The sequence below is a fragment of the Bariatricus sp. TF06-38A genome, assembly GCF_027690675.1.
In the GTDB taxonomy this organism is placed as follows: domain Bacteria; phylum Bacillota; class Clostridia; order Lachnospirales; family Lachnospiraceae; genus Allocoprococcus; species Allocoprococcus comes.
Genome location: NZ_JAQFCE010000007.1, coordinates 47,713 through 68,054, shown reverse-complemented (window position 1 = coordinate 68,054; position 20,342 = coordinate 47,713). Strand labels below are relative to the sequence as shown.

The 20,342-nt window shown below is 43.3% G+C and carries 18 protein-coding genes and 8 tRNA genes; all 26 read right to left on the bottom strand.

Annotation, left to right across the window (positions count from 1 at the left end; all coding sequences use genetic code 11):
- On the bottom strand, positions 1-840 hold the full coding sequence (gene panC, locus PG418_RS07865) for a pantoate--beta-alanine ligase (protein ID WP_055156308.1): 840 nt from the start codon (positions 838-840) through the stop codon (positions 1-3).
- A gap of 80 nt (positions 841-920) precedes the next feature.
- Entirely contained in the window at positions 921-1,316 is a 396-nt protein-coding gene (gene panD / locus PG418_RS07860; protein WP_055156306.1) for an aspartate 1-decarboxylase, read from the bottom strand.
- A 637-nt stretch (positions 1,317-1,953) separates the two neighbouring features.
- Positions 1,954-2,036 (bottom strand) — tRNA-Leu (locus PG418_RS07855).
- A gap of 91 nt (positions 2,037-2,127) precedes the next feature.
- On the bottom strand, positions 2,128-2,601 hold the full coding sequence (locus tag PG418_RS07850; protein ID WP_195367900.1) for an LURP-one-related/scramblase family protein: 474 nt from the start codon (positions 2,599-2,601) through the stop codon (positions 2,128-2,130).
- Positions 2,602-2,610: 9 nt separating this feature from the next.
- A complete protein-coding gene (locus tag PG418_RS07845) occupies positions 2,611-3,156 on the bottom strand; it encodes a histidine phosphatase family protein (RefSeq protein WP_446820863.1) in 546 nt (181 codons plus the stop codon).
- Positions 3,156-4,076, bottom strand: coding sequence for a glycosyltransferase (locus tag PG418_RS07840; protein ID WP_446820864.1), 921 nt, complete (start codon positions 4,074-4,076; stop codon positions 3,156-3,158). The genes PG418_RS07845 and PG418_RS07840 overlap by 1 nt, the downstream gene beginning before the upstream one ends.
- Before the next feature lie 120 nt (positions 4,077-4,196).
- Positions 4,197-5,741, bottom strand: coding sequence for an MATE family efflux transporter (locus tag PG418_RS07835; protein WP_243863509.1), 1,545 nt, complete (start codon positions 5,739-5,741; stop codon positions 4,197-4,199).
- A 45-nt stretch (positions 5,742-5,786) separates the two neighbouring features.
- Positions 5,787-5,972 carry a DUF6472 family protein gene (locus PG418_RS07830; protein WP_008372704.1) on the bottom strand — a complete coding sequence of 62 codons (186 nt, stop codon included), beginning with the start codon at positions 5,970-5,972 and terminating at the stop codon, positions 5,787-5,789.
- Between the two features lie 79 nt (positions 5,973-6,051).
- The gene (locus tag PG418_RS07825; RefSeq protein WP_498837268.1) at positions 6,052-7,008 is read right to left on the bottom strand and encodes a DMT family transporter; all 957 of its coding nucleotides are present in this window, start codon (positions 7,006-7,008) and stop codon (positions 6,052-6,054) included.
- A 17-nt stretch (positions 7,009-7,025) separates the two neighbouring features.
- Positions 7,026-8,192 (bottom strand): FprA family A-type flavoprotein, encoded by a 1,167-nt coding sequence (locus PG418_RS07820; RefSeq protein WP_270475649.1) that lies wholly within the window; start codon positions 8,190-8,192, stop codon positions 7,026-7,028.
- A 216-nt stretch (positions 8,193-8,408) separates the two neighbouring features.
- Complete coding sequence (locus PG418_RS07815; protein WP_055249150.1) at positions 8,409-9,092, bottom strand: PHP domain-containing protein; 684 nt, start codon at positions 9,090-9,092, stop codon at positions 8,409-8,411.
- 127 nt (positions 9,093-9,219) lie between these two features.
- Positions 9,220-10,431, bottom strand: a complete 1,212-nt coding sequence (locus tag PG418_RS07810; protein WP_498837267.1) for a glycosyltransferase family 4 protein — start codon at positions 10,429-10,431, stop codon at positions 9,220-9,222.
- Between the two features lie 468 nt (positions 10,432-10,899).
- A tRNA-Leu gene (locus tag PG418_RS07805) sits at positions 10,900-10,980 on the bottom strand.
- A 39-nt stretch (positions 10,981-11,019) separates the two neighbouring features.
- Positions 11,020-11,092, bottom strand: a tRNA-Lys gene (locus tag PG418_RS07800).
- A gap of 4 nt (positions 11,093-11,096) precedes the next feature.
- Positions 11,097-11,168, bottom strand: a tRNA-Gln gene (locus tag PG418_RS07795).
- A 200-nt stretch (positions 11,169-11,368) separates the two neighbouring features.
- Positions 11,369-11,442: transfer RNA gene (locus PG418_RS07790), tRNA-His, on the bottom strand.
- 8 nt (positions 11,443-11,450) lie between these two features.
- A tRNA-Arg gene (locus PG418_RS07785) sits at positions 11,451-11,524 on the bottom strand.
- 22 nt (positions 11,525-11,546) lie between these two features.
- A tRNA-Gly gene (locus PG418_RS07780) sits at positions 11,547-11,617 on the bottom strand.
- Between the two features lie 8 nt (positions 11,618-11,625).
- A tRNA-Pro gene (locus PG418_RS07775) sits at positions 11,626-11,700 on the bottom strand.
- Between the two features lie 167 nt (positions 11,701-11,867).
- Positions 11,868-12,350: a metallophosphoesterase family protein gene (locus PG418_RS07770; protein ID WP_055156291.1), complete on the bottom strand. Its 483-nt coding sequence runs from the start codon at positions 12,348-12,350 to the stop codon at positions 11,868-11,870.
- Entirely contained in the window at positions 12,347-12,952 is a 606-nt protein-coding gene (gene rdgB / locus PG418_RS07765; protein ID WP_055156289.1) for an RdgB/HAM1 family non-canonical purine NTP pyrophosphatase, read from the bottom strand. The genes PG418_RS07770 and rdgB overlap by 4 nt, the downstream gene beginning before the upstream one ends.
- Before the next feature lie 19 nt (positions 12,953-12,971).
- A complete protein-coding gene (locus PG418_RS07760) occupies positions 12,972-14,132 on the bottom strand; it encodes a THUMP domain-containing class I SAM-dependent RNA methyltransferase (RefSeq protein ID WP_022219968.1) in 1,161 nt (386 codons plus the stop codon).
- Between the two features lie 178 nt (positions 14,133-14,310).
- A complete protein-coding gene (locus PG418_RS07755) occupies positions 14,311-14,544 on the bottom strand; it encodes a hypothetical protein (protein WP_022219969.1) in 234 nt (77 codons plus the stop codon).
- Positions 14,545-14,863: 319 nt separating this feature from the next.
- Positions 14,864-15,319 (bottom strand): DUF1700 domain-containing protein, encoded by a 456-nt coding sequence (locus tag PG418_RS07750; RefSeq protein ID WP_498837266.1) that lies wholly within the window; start codon positions 15,317-15,319, stop codon positions 14,864-14,866.
- A 455-nt stretch (positions 15,320-15,774) separates the two neighbouring features.
- Positions 15,775-17,889, bottom strand: coding sequence for a glutamine synthetase III family protein (locus PG418_RS07745; RefSeq protein WP_498837265.1), 2,115 nt, complete (start codon positions 17,887-17,889; stop codon positions 15,775-15,777).
- A 205-nt stretch (positions 17,890-18,094) separates the two neighbouring features.
- On the bottom strand, positions 18,095-20,215 hold the full coding sequence (locus PG418_RS07740; protein WP_022219973.1) for a glutamine synthetase III family protein: 2,121 nt from the start codon (positions 20,213-20,215) through the stop codon (positions 18,095-18,097).
- Positions 20,216-20,342 lie beyond the last annotated feature (127 nt).

Genomic DNA, 20,342 nt, shown 5'->3' with positions numbered 1-20,342 from the left:
CTATACCTCATAGCTGAAATTGTCGATTAGCCTTGTTTTTCCAATATAAACTGCCATGGCAACCAGAACATCTTTTTCCACACTCTCGACCGGCTGCATATCCAGTGCATCTACCATGGATACATAGTCGATCTTTGCAAGCGGCTCTGCTTCGATCACTGCGCGCATCTTTGACAGAATTTCTTCTGCCTTAATTCCCTTGCAGATCGCCTCCTGACCGGTTTTAACGGCTCTTGAAAGGCACAGTGCAGCCTTTCTCTCTTCTGCGCTTAAATAGGTATTTCTGGATGATTTGGCAAGTCCGTCTTCCTCACGGATGATTGGGCAGCCTACGATCTGGATATCAAAATTCAAATCCTGCACCATCTTGCGGATGATTGCAAGCTGCTGTGCATCCTTCTGTCCAAAATAAGCTCTGTCCGGTGCTACAATATTGAATAATTTGGAAACAACCGTACATACCCCTTTAAAATGGATCGGTCTTGTCTTTCCGCAAAGGGTATCAGATAACGTATCAATACTTACGTAAGCATGTGGATCATGATACATATCCTTCGGTTCCGGATGGAAGATCAGATCTGCTCCAAGGCTCTCACAAAGCTCACTGTCACGTTCAAAATCTCTCGGGTATGCTTCCAGGTCTTCTGTCGGTCCGAACTGTGTCGGATTGACAAAATCGGATACCACAACGATATCGTTTTCCTCACGGCATCTCCTTATCAGGCTTGCATGCCCTTCATGTAAGAATCCCATGGTCGGTACAAGACCTATGGTTTTTCCTTCTTTTTTCCAGTTCTTAACTAATTTTCTTGTCTCTTCGACTGTTGTTGTTACCTGCATGATAATTCTCCTCTTTACAATAAATTCGGAGATAGCCTCTTGTTCTGAATTCAACAAATTTCATTTTGTTTTTAGATTCCTTATTTTTCCTGGTCTTTCAACAACCCATGTTTTTCATAATTTGTCACACGGCTGATCTTATTTTCATCATCCACGAAAACAACTTTTGGTTTATGTTCTTTGGCTTCTTCTGCCTCATAATTTGCATAACACATGATAATAACCTTATCACCTGTACTTACACATCTTGCCGCAGCGCCATTTAAGCAGATCATTCCGCTTCCACGCTTACCACAGATCGTATAAGTTTCAAATCGGCTTCCGTTATTCACGTCTACGATCTGAACCTTCTCATATTCCATAATTCCTGCTGCCTCCAGCAGTTCCTCATCAACGGTAATACTTCCCACGTAATCTAATTCTGCCTGTACTACCGTAGCACGATGAATCTTTCCTTTTAGCATCTCAACTGTCATGTCTTACTCCTTTTCTGTCCGGAAACACAAAAATAAGCATAAACATAGAGTGTATCCATGCTTTTTCCCATAATTCCAAATTATTATATGAAAAAAGCATCATCAAGGTATACTTCTCCCTGCAAATGCTTCTGCTATTCTTCGTATTCCCTGAGTCTTATTTTACCTCTTAATAAATATAAGCTCCTTCTCCGTCACCTGTTGACGGAAACGATTTCGATATGAAATTGTTGTGATTCAGTCAGAGTATAGTTTTGTAGTTTTCCAAATACTACCTCCGCGGATATTATTGCACCTTGACAAGAGATTGTCAATCCGATGTTCTCATGTATTTAATTCAAGACATCTGTGCGGAAGATGGGGCGCAACTCGTCCGGTGGACGAGTGCTCTGCGCCGACCGCAGCGGAGCGAAGACCTGAACCCTGGGTTCAGGGATCGCTTCGGTACAATAAAAGAAAACCTTAAGCAAATCACCCGAGGTTTCTTTTATTATGCGGAAGATGGGGCGCAACTCGTCCGGTGGACGAGTGCTTTGCGCCGACCGTAGCGGAGCGAAGACCTGAACCCTGGGTTCAGGGATCGCTTCGGTACAATAAAAGAAAACCTCAGGTGAATCACCTGAGGTTTCTTTTATTATGCGGAAGATGGGACTTGAACCCACACGCCCTTGCGAGCACTAGAACCTGAATCTAGCTCGTCTGCCATTCCGACACTTCCGCGTCAACAAAAAGAATCTTATCACATACCAACCGGTTTGGCAAGTGTTTTTTATATTTTTTTTTGACTTTTTTTACATTTCATTAAATTACATCAATTATTTTGAATGCAGTTTGCCGCATCAATTGTAATTACCAGAAGAAGTCCCATCAATTCATCTGCCGGATTTGCAAAATCCAGTACATAAGTATCTCCCCAGTGGAGTAATTCTTTTGTAATATGTACCACAGGACTGCATGCTTCATAGATATCATAATTCCATCCCATGAAATCTCCTTCTACATGCCATCCATTAAACTCAACATCATACTTCGGTCGAAACAATGTAAAACGCTTTTCAATCCGTCCAAGTGTCTGCCCATTCACTTCAATTTCAAACACTGGAAGAAATGACATCACTTTTTCTTTAATCAACCCGAGTTCGTTCCCTGCCATATCATATACATGCAGCCGGTGTCCAAGCGACAAAAACTCTGCTTTTACAAAATACTTCGCATTTTCATTCTCATCATAAACATCATATGAATCTGTCCATGAAAAAACTCTCTGCTTAACAAGTAATTTCATACGCTACTCCTACTCCGGAAATTCAAATTTCCTCAGCTCACAGTTCTTAATCCCAAATGCAGCAAATTCTTCATTGGTCATATCATAAAAATAGGACTGGATCACTCTGGATATCCCATTGTGCGCTACAAGAAGATAGACCTTATCATCTGCCTCTTCCCGGATATCATCCAGAAGATTATAAATTCTCTGGCACAAATGCAACATAGTCTCGCCACCTTCAAAATGACTGATAAAGTTCTGTTTTGCCTTTTTGAACTCCTCCCCATTTCTCGGTGTAGATTCATATTTCCCAAAATTCTGCTCCTTCAGGCGCATCTCCTCACGCATCGGAATCCCTGTCATTTCCGAAATATGGCGTGCCGTCTCTTTCGCACGTACCAGAGGCGAATACAGAATCTCATCGATCTTCACGCCCTCTTCTTTTATCTTTTTCCCAAGCTCCGTTGCCTGCTGATGTCCGAGTTCTGTCAGTTCGATATCGGTCGCGCCACAGATTTTATTTTCCACATTCCATACAGTCTGTCCATGTCTTGCAAAATAAAAATATCCCATTATTTTTTCTCCCAGTATTCTTTATTAGCCGAACATTTCCGTACAACTCCCTCCGGTAATCGTTCGTAGTTTCTTCCAAGCTGATATGCCAGATAACGAACAATGCTGCGTGTCAGCACTTCGCCCAGGTATTCCTCCATATGATTCTGTCTAAGTAGCGCCGAGGTTACACGTACCAGCCGCACTCCTTCTTTACCCGGTTTTGTATTTTCGAGCATCTCCGGATGCTCTGCGTGTGCAACCCCAATGTCAAAGTTGCGCTTCCAGAGCCCGTGCAAATCATCGTTCCGGTAATAAATCACTTCAGCTTCTGGCGCATAAACTGCCTGCCAGCCCTTTTCCAGAAGTCTTCTCGCCGCAAGCATATCCTCTCCGGCAATCATCCGTTTTCCAAAACCTTCTGTCTCCAGATATGCTCTTCTTCGGTATGCCGCACAGACATTGGAATTAAAAAATGTCCGGATCCCAAGCTTTCCGGCATCTTCCAGAGACTTTGTCATGCCTTTCGGCGGATAGTTAAACTGTCTCACGCAGCACTCGATCGGACTGCATTCATCATCTGTCATATGCCGTCCATACACGACCGCCGTCCGCTCCTCTTTAAACGGTTCCGTCAGCTTCTCTACCAGATATCGGTTCTGCGGTATCGCCGTCTGTACCATAAAAATCACAATATCCGAATCCAGCTCCCGCAGGATCGTATCTCTGCTTCCTGCCCGGTCATATTCCTCCCTTGGCGTATATCTGACCTCGATCCTTTCATCCATATAAACTTCGGGAATTTCCCTGTCTACCGGGTTCTCATAAAGTACATTCAGTAATATACGATCCGGCATCACACTCTGTCTTAATAATCTTTCGATACACATTTTCAGTCTTCCATCCGGACGGAAGACCGGAATTACAATCACTATGTTCACATCATCATCTCATTTCGTTTTTTTCACTAATCAGTATATACAAAATTCTTTTCTGAATCAATCCCAACCTATTCCCTGTTAATAAAAAAGACAGTTCCCATAAAAGAACCGTCTTTCTCATCAGCTCAGCGCTGCACTTTCTTCTTTTTTCTTCTTATCCATCACAGAAAGTTCCTTAAGCTCCCTCACCATGAAATATCCGCAGACGATTGCTGCTGCCGCATCTGCAATTGGTCCGGCATACATAACCCCGTCAATTCCCATAAACAATGGAAAGATCACGATCAGCGGCAATAAAAAGAGAATCTGTCTTGTCAGGGACATAAATACACCCAGCTGCGATTTTCCGATGGAGTTGAAAAAGTTCGATGTAACCGGCTGGATTCCATTGATAAGCGTAAGGAACATATAGATCCGGAAATACCGCTCTGAAAACTGAAAATATAGCTCACTTCCCGAACCAAATACGCTGATGATCTGTCTCGGGAATACCTGGAAACAGAAAAATGCAATTCCGGAAAGAACGGTTGCAGTTCCAAGTGCGAGCAGGTAGCTTTTCCGTACCCGTTCATACTTCTCTGCGCCATAGTTGAAGCCGATAATCGGCTGGATTCCCTGGGAAATTCCGATAACAAATGACATAAAGATCATATTTACTTTTGTAATGATCCCGGCACAAGCAAGCGGAATGTCACCGCCATATACAGACTGTGCTCCATAATGCGACAATGTATTATTCAGTACGATCTGTACGATCGTCATTGCAATCTGGTTAAAGCAGGCACTGGCACCGAATTTGAAAATATTCTCGATATGTCTTCCCGTCATATGGAAACTTTCCTTTGTAAGCCGGATCGTTTTAAAATGGAACATATACCGCAGACTGATGCAGAACGAAACGATCTGTCCTATGATCGTAGCAAGTGCTGCGCCCCTCATTCCCATATGCAGCCCAAAAATAAAAATCGGATCCAGAATTGTATTTACAATAGCACCCACCAGCATAGATGTCATCGAATACCGCGGACTTCCATCCGCAAGGATCAGCTTACTCATCCCCGTATTTGCGATCAGAAATGGAAAGCCAATTGCCGTGATCCGTGTATATTCCTGTGCATACGGAAGTACCTCCGATGTGGCACCGAAGAATTTCAGCATCGGAGCCAGAAAAATCGTCGTTACTGCAAAAAGTGCAATCCCGAAAATTGCCATCAGGCAAATTCCATTTCCCGCATACTCTGCAGATTCTTTTTCTTCTCCTGCACCAAGCTTCAATGAAAAATTGGTCGCACTGCCGATTCCAAGCAGCAGTGAGATTGCCGTACAGGAAGTAGAAAGCGGAAACGCAATATTCGTTGCTGCATTTCCCAGCATTCCCACACCCTGACCAATGAAAATCTGATCTACAATATTGTAAAGAGCTGTTACCAGCATGGAAATAATGCATGGAATCGCAAATCCAACCAGTAGTTTTGATTCCTTTTCATAGCCAAGCGGATTGTCCTGTTCATTCACTGTATTTGCCTTTTTATCTCTCACCTTTATAGCCTCCTCCAGATGTTCATATATAAATGCCGCTGTCTCACTTAGTGTCATCGTTCCATTTATCCGCTCCGCAGCTTCTCCTCTTGGAACAAGTACAAATTCATCTATTACCTGACACATTACAAAATTCTGCGTTTTTTATACTTCTACTCCATCATCTACAATTTACATCTGTTTTCTGACGACTCTGTATTCATCTCCAGATCTGTAGTAAGGACACTGATAATGCTGATCCGTCAGAAACCGCATCATCTCATCCTCATCCAGGTCTCTGTCACACGTGTAACATTCATATTCATCATCGTAAATATAAAATGTACAGGTGTCACAACAGCTCGCTGTATTTGCCATAACCTGCCTCCTGTTATTTCTTTTCCTGTTCAAAAATCGGTATCAGCTGCAGGTGTCCTCCTTTAAAACAGGTTCCATCTTAGTTCATTCCTTTTTCTTTTTCTCCCACCGGTTTCGCCCAGTTGACAATCAGGATTCCGATAGAAACCAGCACCAGTGCGATCAGGTCTTTCATTCCGAATACATTTCCCTCACGCAAAATGATCGCGGAAAGGAGCACCCCAAATACCGGATTCGTAAATCCGAAGATCGATACCTTGGATACCGGATTGTATTTCAACAGGATTCCCCACAGCGTGTATGCAACTGCAGAAATCATCGCCATATAGATCAGAAGAATCATTGCCGGCATACTTGCCGTATGGATTCTTCCACCCATCACGAATCCGATCAGGATCATCACGAGCCCGCCTGCAGTAAACTGATATCCGCTTAACATCACCGGATCAGATTTGGCTGAATACTTCTTGATCAATACAGAAGATAATGCATAAGCGATCGCAGAGATAAAAATAAATCCATCTCCGGTCAGATTAAAGCTCATATCCACATTGCTTCCGCTCAGATTGATCAGAACCACCCCTGCAAATCCGACGATACATCCGAGCACTTTTTTTTGATCCAGTTTCTCCTGATGAAAGATCAGGCTTGAAACAAGGATTGCAAGGAATACATTGGATGCCTCAACGATCGATCCTTTGACTCCGGTCGTATGTGCAAGTCCTACATAAAAGAAAAAATACTGGATCACCGTCTGTAAAAGACAGATTTTTCCGATTCTCGGAAGATCTCCCTTCCCCGGTTTCAGAAAACGTCCCTGCAGGATCGATCCAAACAAAATAACCATAATGCCTGCAATCGTAAAGCGGCACCCTGCAAACAGGATCTGCGTGGCGGTATCGGCTGAATCGATCTGAAACAGCCGGTAGCCAACCTTGATACAAGGAAAAGCACTTCCCCATAACGCACAGCAGACCATTGCAAGAAGACATACCACCCAGGTTTTCCTCATTGTAGTCTCTTTTAACTTTATCATCTCATTCTTTCCGTTTCTTACGCAAGAAGTTCATCTGCAAGTTCTTCCATTGCAGTTACATCTGCATCTTTCATTGCAGATTTGATCGTAACAGTCTTTTCGCAGAGTGTGATCTTCTTCATTTTCTCTACATAACTCTTCATCACGCGTGCTGCTGTCGGAGCCCAGGAACCATTCTCGATAATTGCGATCTTACGGTTCTGGTAGTTCTTATTGGTCAGTTTGTTCAGGAAAGTCTCCATGCACGGGAACACACTTGCATCATAGGAAGCTGCTGCAAGAACCAGCTTGTCATAGCGGAATGCATCCTCGATTGCCTCTGCCATATCATCTCTGGAAAGGTCAGTGATCGCTACCTTCTTTGCACCTTTGGCTTCCAGGATCTCTTTCATCTTCTCTGCTGCCTTCTTGGTATTGCCATGGATCGATGCATAAGCAACCAGTACCCCGTCATCTTCCGGTTCATAGCTGCTCCATGTCATGTATTTTCCGATATAGTATCCCAGATTTTCTTTCAGGATCGGTCCATGAAGCGGGCAAATCGTCTGAATGTCCAGAGTCGCTGCTTTTTTCAGAAGCGCCTGTACCTGTGCACCGTATTTGCCTACGATATTGAAGTAGTATCTTCTTGCTTCACAAGACCAGTCCTCATCTGCATCCAGCGCACCGAATTTACCAAATCCATCTGCTGAGAACAGAATCTTCTCAGACTTTTCGTATTCGACCATAACTTCCGGCCAGTGAACCATCGGAGCCATAAAGAACTGAAGGGTATGACTTCCAAGGGAAAGTTCTTCACCTTCTTTTACCGCAACTGCACGGTCTGCCAGATCTGCGATTTCAAAGAACTGTGGAAGCATTGCAATAGCTTTTGTACTTGCCACGATCTTGGCTTCCGGATATTTGTCTGCAAATTCTTTGATGCTTCCGGCATGATCCGGTTCCAGATGAGATACAACCAGATAATCCGGTGTTCTTCCATCTAGCACCCTCTCCAGATTCTCTTTCCATTCGTCTGTCTTTCTCGTATCAATCGTATCCATAACTGCGATCTTCTCGTCCAGGATCACATAAGAGTTGTAGGATACTCCGTTTGGAACGATGTACTGGCTCTCAAAGAGATCCAGATCCTTATCATCTGCTCCGATATATTTTACTGCATCTGAAATTACTATGTCTTTCATGTTAGTTCCTCCTTGTAATTGGTGATTGAAAAGATACTCCGGCACGTAGTGTCTTTTATTCGGTAGGAAGTTCCTACGGAATTTCCTGTTAAATAAGAAAGCTGGAAATATTACATTCCAGCCCTCTTAATTTCCACTCTTAATAATACTATGGAAATAACACACTTTCAATAAAAAAAGCGTTTAATTTTTTCATATCTGTTCTCATTTTTTACGTTAACCGGCACACACCATCTGTTCCTGCTCGTAAATGTGAAACGGTGCATCAATCGGATTTTTCATATCCCAGAGATAATATCCACCCTCTTTATAATACACCGGAAGAGTCTCGCATCGTTTTACACTCCGGATCAGTTCCTGTACCGAACGGATCTCTCTTGGAAAATACGTTGCATAAATTCCCAGCTTCTCCGGCACATGGCAATCACTTGATCCAACTGTTGCAAGTCCAAGCTCAGCCGCATATTCTGCCGCCTTTCGATTTGCCTCATAAAGTGTGCTGCCGTTCAGCACTTCGATTCCATCAAGTCCCTTTACAATCTTCAGGTTCTCTTCCAGTCCCCTGTTATTATTGCGGAATGGATGGGCACTGAAACACATACCGCCCTGTGCCTGTACCAGATCTACAAACTCCTGTGCCGGGATTCTCTCTTTTGGATAATCCTCAATTCCAAATGCTACAATGTCTCCCTGCAGGGAATAAAATTCAATCCCGACAAAAATCGGAAATCCTGTTTTCTCCGAATACTCTGCCGCAAATTCCTTCAGTCCCATACTGTCATGATCCGTAATACAGATTCCATCAAGTCCTCTGCGCTTTGCGATCTCTACCATGTTCTCCAATCTTAAAAAGCTGTCCCCCGAATAACGCATCTCATGCATATGCATATCAATTATCAACTGTTAATAACCTCCTGTTAAAATGCCTTTTCATTTCTCTTTTCTTCATTTTAACATGTTGTTTTACAAAAAAATAATTGATAATTTACATGCAGAAATTCAATTATAGGTTTTTCCGATAAACACTCTATTGCTCAAATATCTGCATAAGATGCACACAAAGTCCGTCCCACGAAATCTGCTCCAGCTGCTCCTTCTCCGGCTTTGATCCAGGATATTTTGCGATTCCTTCGATGGCTCCGGCAAGTTTCTTTTCAAATACCGGAAGTTCTTCTTCCACAGGTTCATCTTCATTCACTCTTTTTGGCGGCTCTACAAAAACCACACCATTATCCGGAAGATTCTGATCGATCCAATTCCTGATCCCCGGAAGATCTGTACAGATCACATAGGTACCACATGCCAGAGCCTCAATGATCACAAGCGGAAGACCTTCATAAAAAGATGGCAGTACAAACACATCACTCTGATTCATCTTCTTCGCCAACTCCTGCTGTGTGATCTTCCCGGCAAAGGTAACTGCAAACGGACACTTTTCGGCAAGCTCCCGTATTTCCTGATATTCGCCCTCATCCCCGGCACCTCCTGCCAGTTCCAGAGAAATAATAAGACCGGAATCCTTCAGATAATCCAACGAACGGATCAGACTTTTCACACCCTTTTTCTCTGAAATCTTTCCGGCAAAGATTAGTCTCAGCTCTTTTTCTTCTCCCTGTGAAGTCCCCATCTCCTGCCGGAAAACATCACTGTTATAGCCGGTTCCGATCACCCGTACCTTCTCTCTGATATGCTCCCCGTAAATTCCGCAGATCATCTCTTTCTGCTCCTCATGCAATGCAAAAATCCCATCCAGCGCAGGAATTCTCTGTAAAATGTATTCCCGGTTCTGTTCTGTCTTGCGGATCTGCCGCAGATCGGATCCATGGGATACTCCATATACCTTTTTATCAGGAAACAACTCTCTTACAATCGCTGTAAGGAGATACAGATGGTGACACAAGATCACGTCCGGATCCAACTCCTCCACTGCTTTTTTCAGTACCTCGCCAAATGCGTTCCGGAACGTTTCTGTCATCTCCTCTGTCAGGTCTGAATACCTGGTACTCGGATAAGGCATCTCGTCCGACATTCCCGTGATCGGATACGGTAACTGCTCCGATTCAAAATATACCGGATAAAAGCTTACCCCCTCCGGAAGACATACCTGATCAGCTTTTGTAACTCCCGCGATCACTGACTGGGTGATTCCCTTTTTTTTAAATCCTCTGACCAGTTCCGTCAGATAGATACCGCTTCCGGTACTGTCCGGCTTCTGGGCTGTGACACTTAATATTTTCATTCTTTCGTCCCTCTTACTTTGTTAAAATTTCCCTGTTACATGTATTTATTGCCGCAATGTAATCAATAAAAGCGGTACTCACCGTTTATCATTTATCCATGCTTTAATTATTCTCCAGTTTCTTTTTCACCTGTTTTTTTAGAAGTTCTTCCTTTCATTGGATGAAAATGTTCCGAAAGGAGAATGTTTTTGAGGATTGCGAGAGTGCAAAGCACGTAGCAATCTGGTATCAACGGGGTCAAAATACCTTTTAACCCCAACATCTTCATATGATTATATTAACATATAGTTGGAATCTGTAAAAGAGACGATCTCGATCCGGATATTTTCAACAGAAATATCTAAATACTGCTTCTTCTTTTTCCGCTTTTTCCTTAAAATCCATAAAAAAAGCAAAAAAAGAAACCTTTTTGGTAAAGGTTCCTCTATTACTTCTATATATAACTGGTTTTGTTATGTTTAACTAAATGCGGATGACAGGACTTGAACCTGCACCTCGTAGAGACTAGATCCTAAGTCTAGCGCGTCTGCCAGTTCCGCCACATCCGCATTTTTTTAGTCCCACAGAAAACCATGGGACTAAATAAGTGAGCGTGCGGGGATTCGAACCCCGGACAACTTGATTAAAAGTCAAGTGCTCTACCACCTGAGCTACACGCCCGTAACTGGGCCAGCTGGATTCGAACCAGCGAGTGCAGGAGTCAAAGTCCTGTGCCTTACCGCTTGGCGATGACCCATTATCTTTATGTCTTAACATAGAATGCGCCATGGCACATTCCCGCGCCTGCGACAATCGCTTAACTTATGGCATCCCGTAATCTGCCAAAGCTCTCATATCCTGCCGGAGACTTTTATGATATCCACTCTTACAATGTCTATCATAAAAAAAATGCGAGCATTTCTGCTTGCCATTTCTTTCAAATATTATAAATTAAAGGGTGGATACAGGGATTCGAACCCTGGGCCTCCAGAGCCACAATCTGGCGCGCTAACCAACTGCGCTATACCCACCATATAAACGTGCTTGGAGGGATTCGAACCCCCGACCCACGGCTTAGAAGGCCGTTGCTCTATCCAACTGAGCTACAAACACACAACACTGGATTCTCAGTGTAAGCGGGTGATGGGAATCGAACCCACGTATCCAGCTTGGAAGGCTGGTGTTCTACCATTGAACTACACCCGCAGATCACATCGGGGTGACAGGATTCGAACCTGCGACCTCCTGGTCCCAAACCAGGCGCTCTAGCCAAGCTGAGCCACACCCCGTTGTTTATCTGTTTGTCATCTCCGTGACGACAAAAGTTATTATATTACAAGGTTTTCAAAAAGTCAACATGTTTTTTGAATTTTTTTAAAGAAATTTTTATTTTTCTTTTTCTTGTAAAAGACACGCATTTTTGCCCTTTTTTCAGCAAAAATACGTGCCACCTACTCTAATCCAGATAATGAATCGTAAACTCCGCATTCCCGTCCCGATCCATCTCCATAATAATATAACTGCCTTTTCTGCCTTCCTGCCGTGGAAATGCCAGACTGCCCGGATTCAGCACTGTAATATCACCAAACTTTTTCAGATACGGTCTGTGTGTATGACCAAACATCACGATATCTGCATTTCTCGATCTTCCCTCATCCAGGATCCGCTCTACACCAAGAGACACCGAATACTGGTGTCCATGTGCCATAAATGCTTTTTTCTTGCCAAAATAAATCTCCATCTCCCGGAGATTGCGTGAGAAGAAATCATTATTCCCAGCCAGTATATACGCCGGACATCCGCAGAATGCCTCAATATAGTCTTCTCCGCCCTCTGTATCCCCGAGATGCACCAGATAATCAATCTTTCCAGCTTCCATGATTGCCCGGTCAAATGCAGTATGTCTTCCATGTGTATCACTAATAATCAATACTCTCATAACTTTTTCTCCATGATCTGTCTCATCATCCGAAGCGCTTCTCCTCTGTGGCTGAGTTCATTCTTCTTTTCCGGTGCAAGCTCTGCCGAGGTACAACCGTATTCCGGCAGGAAAAAGATCGGATCGTAGCCAAATCCATTTGCTCCGGCGATTTCGTAACCAATACATCCTTCCATCGTTCCACGGACAACCTCTTTGTCCCCGTTCGGGAATACTGCCGCCACCGCACAGACAAACCTTGCTGTACGCTGCTTGTCCGGTACGCCCTTCATTCTTGAAAGCAGGAGGCTGTTCTTGATATCATACGAAGTATTGGTTCCTGCATAGCGCGCAGAATAGATTCCCGGTTCTTTATTCAGATAATCGATTTCCAGTCCGGAATCATCTGCCAGCACAATCGCATCCATCGCCCTCACTTCCGGCAGCTCTGCGATCGCTGAGGCTTTGATCATCGCATTTTCCTCAAAGGACTTTCCATCCTCTACGATATCAATGTCAACCCCGGCTTCCTTCATAGAAAGGATCTCCATCCCCAGATCCCGCAAGATCTGGCGGATCTCTGTCATTTTATTCTTATTACCCGTTGCAAAAATAATTTTCATCTGTAAATTCTTCTTTCTCTTACTGTTTTGGTTCTTTTGGGCGTTTCGGTGGCTTCGGACCTAAGAACTGATAAAAATAGGTCTTCAGCATACCATTATATATCTTCCGGTTCTTATCTGCTTTTCTTCCGAAATAACGTTCTGCATCCTCGTAACTGGTGATCATATATGCAGACCAGCTATCCAGCTTTTTAAAACTCTCACCAAATTCTCTGTATAACTGCGGCAGATCCTTTTTATCCTCCAGTCGCTCGCCATACGGCGGATTTGTAATGATAAAGCCATACTTCTTCGGGTGGCTTAAATCCTTTACCGCTCTTTCCTGAAAATGGATCAGATGGTCAACGCCTGCATCTTTGGCATTCTGTCTTGCTGCTTTTACTGCCTCCGGATTCAGGTCATATCCCTGAATATCAACCTGTACCTTCCGGTCGATCACATCATTTGCCTCATCCATTGCATCATACCATGCCTTTTTCGGAATCAGGTTCACCCATTCTTCTGCTGTAAAGGAACGGTTCATCCCCGGTGCAATATTAGCTGCCATCAAAGCCGCTTCGATTGGAAATGTTCCACTTCCGCAGAAAGGGTCTACCAGGATCCGGTCCTTGTGCCACGGTGTCAGCATGATCAGTGCGGATGCCAGTGTCTCTGTGATCGGTGCCTTTACGGTCATCTGACGATAACCTCTCTTATGTAAAGATACGCCGGAGGTATCTATCCCGATCGTCACGATATCTTTCATCAGAAATACACGGATCGGGTAAGCTGGTCCATCCTCCTGGAACCATTCTATCCCGTAGATCCGTCTCAGCCTTTCTACCATGGCTTTTTTCATGATCGACTGAATATCTGACGGACTGAACAGCTTACTCTTTACAGATGCAGCCTTCGTCACCCAGAATTTTCCGTTCTTCGGAATATAATTCTCCCACGGAAGTACTCTTGTTTTCTCAAATAATTCATCAAATGTCTCTGCTTTAAACGAACCAACCTTAAGAAGGATTCTTTCTGCTGTCCGAAGGAACACGTTCGCATCGCAAATCGCCTGTGCATCTCCCCAGAAGCATACTCTTCCGTCTTCTACTGTTGATATCTCATATCCTAAATCCAGCACTTCCCGCTTCAGAACAGCTTCCATTCCGAAATGGCAGGGTGCTATCAGCTCCATTTTTTCCATTCTTTTTCCTTTCTCTACTCTGCAATCTGTTATAAACTATATTACGTTTTTCGGTTGCCTTTTGTCAAGTAGTGCGCTTGTACCACAAATTTTTTAAGGAACCAGATTGCTACACCAAAAACAGAAAAGCAGCGGAATCCAAACCGCTGCTTTTCCATTCTTAACTGCTTTGCACTTTTTAATACTTATCACTTTCGTTATGGCAGGACTTTGAGCTGTCATATGCATTACGGTCTGATTCATATGCATTCTTTGCATTCCGGTTAGTCGTATTTTTACCGGATGCATTTTTATTGCCTGAATTTTTATTTGACTGATTCTTGCCGGAAGCATTTTCAGCATACGCATTCTTATTGGATCCATATGAATTTTTGTTTGTACTGTTTTCTGAAGCATTATAATTTTTTGCCATTGATAATTCCTCCTGACATTTTTTTGTACAAACATAGTATCTATCCTTTTCGTATTTTTATACATTTTTATTTTTATCTTGATTTTTAAATCGGTTTATATTATACTTTGTCGTGTAGAGATTTATTTTCTACAACCCCTTATTAATTATTTATACTCCCCTCAAACGCTCGATAGCTCCCCTATCGAGCGTTTAACGTTATATAACAGGCAGATCCTTTTTAAGTACTTGAACCTGCCATATAGAACATATAATCAAAAAGCCGGAGACATAAGCTTCTTTTCATTGCAGAAGAATCTTATACATCCGGCTTTTTTAATTACCATCGCCTTCTCAGCATTCTGAACAGCAGTATGATCACCAGAAGAGGAATCAGTACCGGTGCGATCAGGCTTACAATCCCACTTATCACCGCAAAGATCACAACGATCACAGCCACAGCCACAAGAATCAGCAGAAGTTTCTTCCACCAGCTGTCCAGGCTCCACACATGGATATTGCTGCTTTCTTCTGTGCTGCTGTTGCCTCTGTAGGTCCTTCCATCCGAATCATAGATCACATCTTCTACACTTTCTTCTCTCTGCGCATCCACGATCGTCTTTGCAAGAATCCACGGATCTCCAAGTTCCGCCAGTACCTCACTCTCCGTTCTTCCTTTTCGGATCTCATCATCAATATACTGGCCGTAGTAGTTCAAATTCTCCTGCAGCACCTGTGGTGTCACACCGGAAGAAAGTTCAATTCTCAGTTTTTCAAGGAACTCTGCTTTCGTCATCTTTCTTTCTCCTCTATTCTCATTATTTCATTGTTTATAATTATATTCTGATGATACCAGGGTCAAAAGGTCAGAAATCCAATGCAAACTTGCTTGCAAGAGGATTTTTGACCTCTTGACCCGCCAAAAACATGAGTAAGTAGCCATTTTTCAAAGAAAAATGAGCGGATTACGAATGTTTTTGAGGATTGCGAGAGTGCAAAGCACGTAGCAATCTGGTATCAAAGGGGTCAAAATACCTTTTGACCCCAACATCATTCTGATACAAAAATGCGCCTGTGATCATTACCCGCAACATCTTCCCTGTATCACAGTGCACATCCCGCCGGAGGCTTTCTATATCCGGAAATAAATTTCCGGATATAGAAAAGAACCTCAGACTTAGAGTAGCATAATTTCTGCTTCTTTCCAAGTCTAAGGTCCTTAAATTTCTATAAGAATTTTATATGTATTTTCTAAACTTCAAATAAAAGATCTCCGTAAGAAGGCATTGGCCATACTTCTTTATCCACGATCATTTCCAGTTCATCTACCGGTGTACGGAGTCCTTCCATAGCCGGAACTACGCTGAAGTGATAGAATTCAGACTGTACTTTTCCTTCTTCTTTTCCTGCTGCTTCTTCTGTGACTGCTTCCAGTTTCTTAAGGGCAACCTTTGTTTCTGTCAGAAGTCCTGAGATGTCAGCAAGCATTTCAGCCTGTACAGATGCATCTGCTCCGGCTTCTTTTACTGCAAGAACCGTATCTGCAAGCTCTTTTGTATATTTTACAACTGCAGGAATGATCTGTTTTGCAGCAATATCGATCATGGCCTTTGCTTCGATATTGATTGCCTTTGCATAGTTCTCGTATTTGATCTCTGCACGGGATTCCAGTTCTGCCTTGGTAAATACACTAAATTTTCCGAACAGTTCTACCGCTTTGTCAGTTGTCAGTGCCGGGATTGCTTCTACCATGGACTTGATATTCGGAAGTCCTCTCTTTTCTGCTTCAGCTACCCATTCGTCAGAATATCCGTTGCCGTTGAAGATAATTCTCTGATGATCTGTCAGATATTCTTTGATCAGGCTGTGTACAGCTGTATCAAAATCATCTGCTTTTTCCAGGACATCGCATGCCTCTGCAAATGCCTCTGCTACGATTGTATTCAGTACTACGTTTGGTCCTGCAATAGAATCGCGGGAACCTACCATACGGAATTCAAATTTATTTCCGGTAAATGCAAATGGTGAAGTTCGGTTTCTGTCGGTTGCATCCTTTGTAAGATCCGGAAGGGTTGTTACACCTGTTTGCAGCTTTCCACCATTCAGGCTGTGTGTTGCCTCACCTGTACTGAGAAGCTGTTCTACAACGTCCTGAAGCTGTTCTCCAAGGAAGATAGAGATGATTGCCGGCGGTGCTTCGTTTGCTCCAAGTCTGTGGTCATTTCCCGGATCGGCAGCCGATTCACGAAGCAGATCTGCGTGTACATCAACTGCTTTCAGGATACATGCCAGTACCAGAAGGAACTGTACATTTTCATGAGGTGTCTTTCCCGGATCCAGCATATTGATTCCGTCATCTGTTGTGATAGACCAGTTGTTATGCTTACCAGATCCGTTGACTCCTGCAAACGGTTTCTCGTGAAGCAGACATTTCAGTCCATGCTCGCATGCTACCTTTTTCAGTGTCTTCATGATGATCTGGTTGTGATCCACTGCAATATTGGCCTCTGCATAGATCGGTGCAAGTTCGTGCTGTGCAGGTGCCACTTCGTTGTGCTGTGTCTTCGCTGCAACGCCGAGTTTCCATAATTCTTCGTTGACATCTTTCATATAGGAAGCAACCCTCTGACGGATCGTTCCAAAGTAATGGTCGTCAAGCTCCTGTCCTTTCGGCGGCATTGCTCCGAAAAGTGTACGTCCTGTGTAAATAAGGTCTTTTCTCTGTAAGAATTTCTTTGCATCAACAAGGAAGTATTCCTGCTCCGGTCCTACAGAAGGTGTTACTTTCTTTGATGTTGTATTTCCGAACAGACGAAGCAGTCTGATGGATTCTTTGTTGATTGCTTCCATAGATCTGAGAAGCGGTGTTTTTTCATCCAGTGCCTCACCTGTGTAAGAGCAGAATGCTGTCGGGATGCAAAGGATCGCTCCGGCTGCATCTTTTCTTACAAATGCCGGTGATGTACAATCCCATGCTGTATATCCTCTTGCTTCAAATGTAGCACGAAGTCCGCCTGACGGGAAAGAAGAAGCATCCGGCTCCCCTTTGATCAGTTCTTTTCCGGAAAAGCTCATCAGAACCTTTCCGCTTGGAAGCGGAGCTGAAATGAAGGAATCATGCTTTTCAGCAGTAACTCCTGTCAGTGGCTGGAACCAGTGTGTATAATGGGTTGCACCTTTTTCGATTGCCCATTCTTTCATCTCATGTGCAATTACATCTGCTGTCTCAAGATCCAGCTCTTTTCCTTCTTCAATTGTCTGTTTTAATTTTTTGTATACTTTTTTCGGAAGTCTCTCCTGCATTACTGCATCGTTAAAAACATCTTCGCCAAAAATTTCTGCCACGCTTAACCATCCACTACTCATAATTACCTTCCTTTCTCTAACGCAAAAAAACGAGGAAGTTCCACTTTGTGGAACTTCCTCGTTCATTGTGATCTCTGTTATTTAAGATATATTTATGATACTCTTTTTTCTTTCAAATTTCAAGACCAATTTTTTAATTTGTGTATATTTTCACAAAACTTCATAAGTTTTCAACTTCTTTTTCAACACTTATACCAGTCACTTCTTAGACCTCGAACAGCAGATCTCCGTAAGAAGGCATCGGCCACATATTCTTGTTGACGATCATTTCCAGTTCATCCACTGGTTTTCTTAAAGCTTCCATTGCCGGTACAACTTTCTGCATGAAGAAGAATGCCTGTTCTTTTCCTTCTGTCTCCGGTACTTCTGCCACAACAGTTTCCAGTGCTCTGAGTGCTTCTTTTGTGTCTTTCAAAAGATCAGCCGACTGTACAAGAAGCTCTTCCTGTACACCTGTATATGCTGCAGCGCTTGCCTGTTTTACCTGGTTGATCGAATTAGCCAGCGAAGTTACATATTGGATCACAGCCGGGATAATATGCTTGCTTGCGATATCGATCATGGAACGTGCTTCAATGTTGATTGCCTTTGAGTATGCCTCATATTTGATCTCTGCACGGGATTCCAGTTCTGCACGGCTGAATACATCGAATTTTTCAAACATTTCAACCGCATTGTCATATGTCAGACATTCAATAGACTCTACCATGGTCTTAATATTCGGAAGTCCTCTTCTTTCGGCTTCCTTCACCCACTCATCAGAATATCCGTTGCCATTGAATACGATTCTCTGATGTTTGGATGCATATTCCTTGATCAGATCATGGACTGCAAGATCAAAATCTTCTGCTTTTTCGAGTACATCGCAGGCATCAGAGAAGGACTCAGCCACGATTGTATTTAATACTACGTTCGGTGCTGCCACCGAGTCTCTGGATCCTACCATACGGAACTCAAATTTATTTCCTGTAAATGCGAATGGTGAAGTACGGTTTCTGTCAGTTGCATCCTTTGCAAAATCCGGGAGCGTACTTACACCGGTATGTAATTTGCCGCCTTTTAAGCTGTGTGCAGCTTCTCCGGTATCAATAAGCTGTGCAAGCACGTCTTCAAGCTGTTCTCCGAGGTATGCGGAAATAATTGCCGGCGGTGCTTCATTTGCTCCAAGTCTGTGATCGTTTCCTACGTCAGAAGCAGATTCACGGAGCAGGTCTGCATGCAGGTCTACTGCACGGAGAATACAGGTCAGAACCAGAAGGAACTGAATATTATCATGAGGTGTCTTTCCCGGATCCAGAATGTTGATCCCATCATCTGTAACCAGTGACCAGTTATTATGCTTTCCGGAACCATTTACACCTTCAAACGGCTTTTCGTGTAACAGGCATTGAAGATTATGGCGATATGCCACTTTCTTCAGCGTCTCCATGATCAGCTGATTATGGTCAACTGCTACGTTGCACTGTGCATAGATCGGCGCAAGCTCATGCTGTCCAGGTGCCACTTCGTTGTGCTGTGTCTTTGCAGCTACACCCATCTTCCAGAGTTCTTCATTGACATCAGTCATAAATGCTGCAATTCTCTCACGGATCGCACCAAAATAATGGTCATCCAGTTCCTGTCCCTTCGGAGGATTTGCTCCGAATAATGTACGTCCTGTAAATACAAGATCCTTTCTCTTAAGATATTTTTCTCTGTCTACCAGGAAATATTCCTGCTCAACTCCAACAGATGGTGTAACCTTTTGGGACGTTGTGTTTCCAAAAAGACGCAGAAGACGGATGGATTGTTTGTTGATTGCTTCCATAGAGCGAAGAAGAGGTGTCTTCTGATCCAGTGCTTCTCCGGTATAGGAACAAAATGCCGTCGGTATATATAAAATCGATCTTTTCCCATCCGGACTCTTTTTAACAAATGCAGGCGATGTACAATCCCACGCTGTATAACCTCTTGCTTCAAATGTAGAACGCAGTCCTCCTGACGGGAAGGAAGATGCATCCGGTTCTCCTTTGATCAGCTCTTTTCCCGAAAACTCCATCAGGATCTTTCCATCTGACTTCGGTGCTGAAATAAACGAATCATGCTTTTCAGCTGTTGCTCCTGTAAGAGGCTGGAACCAGTGCGAATAGTGAGTGGCACCCTTTTCAATCGCCCACTCTTTCATCTCATGTGCAATAACGTCTGCTGTTGCAGCCTGAAGCTCTTTACCTTCTTCGATCGTCTTTTTCAGCTCTTTGTAAGTCTTCTTCGGAAGTCTTTCCTGCATAACAGCATCATTGAAGACGTTTTCTCCAAATATTTCTGCTACACTAATCCATTCGCTCATCCCATGTACCTCTCTTTTCTACTACTCATTTTCTACTACTTATACAAAACGGTCGTTTTTTGATTCAAATAAAGGAGTCTTGCACTTACGCAAAACTCCTTTTATACCGTTTTCTTCGGACGCCTTG

Bases quoted from the DNA above. Each gene is read 5' to 3' on its own strand.
- rdgB (WP_055156289.1), bottom strand. From the start codon at position 12,952: ATGAAAATTATTTTTGCAACGGGTAATAAGAATAAAATGACAGAGATC.
- PG418_RS07760 (WP_022219968.1), bottom strand. From the start codon at position 14,132: ATGGAAAAAATGGAGCTGATAGCACCCTGCCATTTCGGAATGGAAGCT.
- PG418_RS07770 (WP_055156291.1), bottom strand. From the start codon at position 12,350: ATGAGAGTATTGATTATTAGTGATACACATGGAAGACATACTGCATTT.
- PG418_RS07845 (WP_446820863.1), bottom strand. From the start codon at position 3,156: ATGGGATATTTTTATTTTGCAAGACATGGACAGACTGTATGGAATGTG.
- PG418_RS07835 (WP_243863509.1), bottom strand. From the start codon at position 5,741: ATGTGTCAGGTAATAGATGAATTTGTACTTGTTCCAAGAGGAGAAGCT.
- PG418_RS07820 (WP_270475649.1), bottom strand. From the start codon at position 8,192: ATGAAAGACATAGTAATTTCAGATGCAGTAAAATATATCGGAGCAGAT.
- PG418_RS07755 (WP_022219969.1), bottom strand. From the start codon at position 14,544: ATGGCAAAAAATTATAATGCTTCAGAAAACAGTACAAACAAAAATTCA.
- PG418_RS07810 (WP_498837267.1), bottom strand. From the start codon at position 10,431: ATGAAAATATTAAGTGTCACAGCCCAGAAGCCGGACAGTACCGGAAGC.
- PG418_RS07850 (WP_195367900.1), bottom strand. From the start codon at position 2,601: ATGAAATTACTTGTTAAGCAGAGAGTTTTTTCATGGACAGATTCATAT.
- PG418_RS07825 (WP_498837268.1), bottom strand. From the start codon at position 7,008: ATGATAAAGTTAAAAGAGACTACAATGAGGAAAACCTGGGTGGTATGT.
- PG418_RS07740 (WP_022219973.1), bottom strand. From the start codon at position 20,215: ATGAGCGAATGGATTAGTGTAGCAGAAATATTTGGAGAAAACGTCTTC.
- PG418_RS07745 (WP_498837265.1), bottom strand. From the start codon at position 17,889: ATGAGTAGTGGATGGTTAAGCGTGGCAGAAATTTTTGGCGAAGATGTT.
- panD (WP_055156306.1), bottom strand. From the start codon at position 1,316: ATGACAGTTGAGATGCTAAAAGGAAAGATTCATCGTGCTACGGTAGTA.
- PG418_RS07830 (WP_008372704.1), bottom strand. From the start codon at position 5,972: ATGGCAAATACAGCGAGCTGTTGTGACACCTGTACATTTTATATTTAC.
- panC (WP_055156308.1), bottom strand. From the start codon at position 840: ATGCAGGTAACAACAACAGTCGAAGAGACAAGAAAATTAGTTAAGAAC.
- PG418_RS07750 (WP_498837266.1), bottom strand. From the start codon at position 15,319: ATGACGAAAGCAGAGTTCCTTGAAAAACTGAGAATTGAACTTTCTTCC.